Source organism: Deltaproteobacteria bacterium (genome assembly GCA_018668695.1).
Taxonomy (GTDB): Bacteria; Myxococcota; XYA12-FULL-58-9; order XYA12-FULL-58-9; family JABJBS01; genus JABJBS01.
This window is the reverse complement of record JABJBS010000040.1, coordinates 1-2,963: the sequence shown is the minus strand read 5'-3', so window position 1 is coordinate 2,963 and position 2,963 is coordinate 1. Positions and strand designations below refer to the sequence as shown.

1 protein-coding gene and 1 pseudogene are annotated in these 2,963 nt (G+C 47.4%); one reads left to right on the top strand and one right to left on the bottom strand.

The window, feature by feature from the left end; genetic code table 11:
• Positions 1–352: 352 nt before the first annotated feature.
• Positions 353–2,266 carry a hypothetical protein gene (locus HOK28_01930; GenBank protein MBT6431819.1) on the top strand — a complete coding sequence of 638 codons (1,914 nt, stop codon included), beginning with the start codon at positions 353–355 and terminating at the stop codon, positions 2,264–2,266.
• A gap of 316 nt (positions 2,267–2,582) precedes the next feature.
• Here HOK28_01930 and HOK28_01925 read toward each other — a convergent pair.
• Positions 2,583–2,762, bottom strand: a pseudogene (locus tag HOK28_01925) (DUF3293 domain-containing protein).
• Positions 2,763–2,963 lie beyond the last annotated feature (201 nt).

Below are 2,963 nucleotides of genomic sequence, written 5' to 3'. Positions count from 1 at the left end.
TTACAATGTACAAAACAGCAACAGTTACAATGGTTGCGATATAAAACCAGATTGCAACATAAAGATGTTTCTCGCGCCGACGTGCGATGGTCCAGAAAAAGTTAACAGCGAACACCACCTAAGCACTAAGCACTGAAGCATTCCCAGGATCTGACGCGGTGCAAGACCAGCAAGAAAGCCCGATAATCAAGGCAAATGCTAAATAAATGGGGTACTTCATAAGGTCTCTCCTGAGTAACGATTGCGAATTGAAATCTTAAATTGGTTGTAAAACAGATTATCCCAAAGGTTAAGTAGGAATGTGCAAAGATATCATTTTCAGTTAAGTCACCAGATAAGATAAGGTTTCTAGATGCGAAATCCTTGCCTCAAAATCAAGAGATGCCTTCTCCTTGTCTTTTTAGTTTGCTGCGCCCAACCTGCAACAGCGGCAACCCCTGTTTTCACAACCAGCACCAACACAACATCAGCTCCACTGCTTGGCCGCTACCTTCAGGTACTCGAAGATACAACCGGTAATATGACTGTAAATGATGTCATGGCAGCTCACGATAAGTTTACGCCCATTATGCAGGATTTTCCGAGCCTGGGATTTAAGCGCAATCCACATTGGTTTCATGTTCAAATCACAGGCGACCACTTAAGTGACGAAATATATCTACTGCATGTGGATTATGCATTCCTGGACGAGCTGACTTTTTTCGAGATTCATGAAGGTACAATCATTCAGAAGATTCATACTGGCGACGGACAACCCTTTCGTTCCCGTCCCGTAGACTATGAAACATTCCTATTCCCATTGAAGCTCAAAGCGAATCAAACAAGTGATATATATTTCCGCGTAAAATCCACAGAAAGTATCTTGTTTCCTCTGCAACTCTTTTCAAGAGAACAGGAGCGTAAGACCCTGAGCCGCCGCAACCACATATACGGCGGTTTATTTGGCGCAATCATATTGATTGTAGTCTATAACTTACTTCTTTGGATGGTGCTCCGAGATCGCTCACATCTTCTTTACTGGATCTACCTATTAACCCAGGCTGTCTTTCAATTTATCTACAGCGGATATGCATTCCGGTATTGGTGGCCTGACCACCCCGAATTTCAAGTTGCTAGCATTGTTATGATTGGCGCACTGACCGGTTTACTGGGGTTTGAATTTTGTCGCGAATACCTGGACACACGCAAGCTATTACCCCGCTCTGACCGCTATATAAATATTTTTGAATGGGTTATCGCTATCACGATCCCACTTATCTTCGCTATCGACCAGCAATGGGCAGTGATTGCTGTGTCCATGCTAGCTCTTGTAGTTCCGATAAGCATCCTCTGCCTGGTATTTCGCCTCGCCATCTACGAAAGGCTACCATCAGCTATCTATATTTTCTTCGCCTTTAGCACTCTAATCATTGCATTTTGCATTACAGGAATCTCGGCACTGGGCTGGTTGGAGTTTACCGAATTTACCCTTCACATGCCTCCCCTTTCAGTCGTTATAGAAGGCACCTTACTTTCTTTGGGCCTCGCCCACAGAATTCGCACGCTACAAAACGAAAAGGCCCATACACTAGAGCTTTTGCTCGAAGAATCCACTCGGGCAGCTCGCATGGGTGCCTCTGCTCAGCGCTTTGTTCCACACGAATTTCTAGAATTTCTTGGCCACACCGATATTTCGCAGGTGGGAGTTGGCGACTCTATGGCGGCAGACATGACCGTTCTTTTTTCTGACATACGCTCCTTTACGTCGTTGTCTGAGAACATGACACCGAAACAAAACTTCGAATTCGTAAATGAATACCTGCAAACCATCACTCCCGTAATCTATAAGCACGGCGGTTTTGTAGATAAATTTATTGGCGATGCCGTTATGGCTCTTTTTCATAAGAGCGCCGACGACGCCTGCCGGTGCGCCTTAAAAATGCAAGAGGCCCTTAGCAGCTATAACGCCACACGCCGTGAACGCGACGAGCCTGAGATAAAGTCAGGAATTGGTATTCATACCGGCTCCGTGATGCTCGGCACAGTTGGCGACGAAAAGCGCCTGCAAACGACTGTTATTTCAGACGCCGTAAACCTGGCCTCACGTATCGAGGGGCTCACCAAAGACATGGCTCAGCCCATTCTCATTTCACAAGGGGTGGTTAATGCTCTTGAGCAACCAACATCCCTGGATATCGAAAAGCTTCACGAAGTCAGGGTCAAAGGAAAAAACGAACAAGTGATAGTTTACGCGCTCAATGGATCTTCCGAAGCCGAGTCGTCCTAAATCATCGAATCATTGTGCAAACGTACTGAGACTCAATATCCACATTCGTTTTGAATGCGTTTCTCAAAGCCTTGCCCTACGTGAAACGAGATGAGATAGCTCCTCTAACGATGTATCACCAGCGCAGGTTATGATGAGTCAGCTTCAAGCACCCCAAATTAAACGCAACCTCCTCTTATTCGCACTTAAGCACGAACCTGAATCACCCCCCGTGTGGGTATCATCCACTTTGTTTCCAGAACCACAAGCTGCCAACACAAGAAGAAGAGGGAGGGTTTTCACAGGCTGTCTCCAAGATTCATGAGGTCCCCGAAGACTAAACCTTTTTCAGGCCCCCGACAAGCACAACCCCGTTGGCGCTCACCCCAAAAATAGCATTCTGTTCGTGTCGCATCGCTAAGGCGACGGCTGCTTCTTCCGTCAATCCAACGAAGGCGACGGATTTTTCTGACCAACTGCCGTCAGCGCTTCGGCCAACCGCCTCAAAACACATCACAGAGGATAGCGAACATTAGCGCACTTTACAAAGTATCGGCCGCTTATTTTGGCGCTAAAGCCTTGCACCCGATGCAGCCATCCCGGGCGTATAGGTCCGATAAGAGGTGGGTCGGTCCATCACGCGCTTACGGCGCCTCCCACTCATCGGGGTCGATCTCCCGCCCACTGGGGTTCTCGAGTTCCAATGCCCCCTCCGGGG

Bases quoted from the DNA above. Each gene is read 5' to 3' on its own strand.
- HOK28_01930 (MBT6431819.1), top strand. From the start codon at position 353: ATGCGAAATCCTTGCCTCAAAATCAAGAGATGCCTTCTCCTTGTCTTT.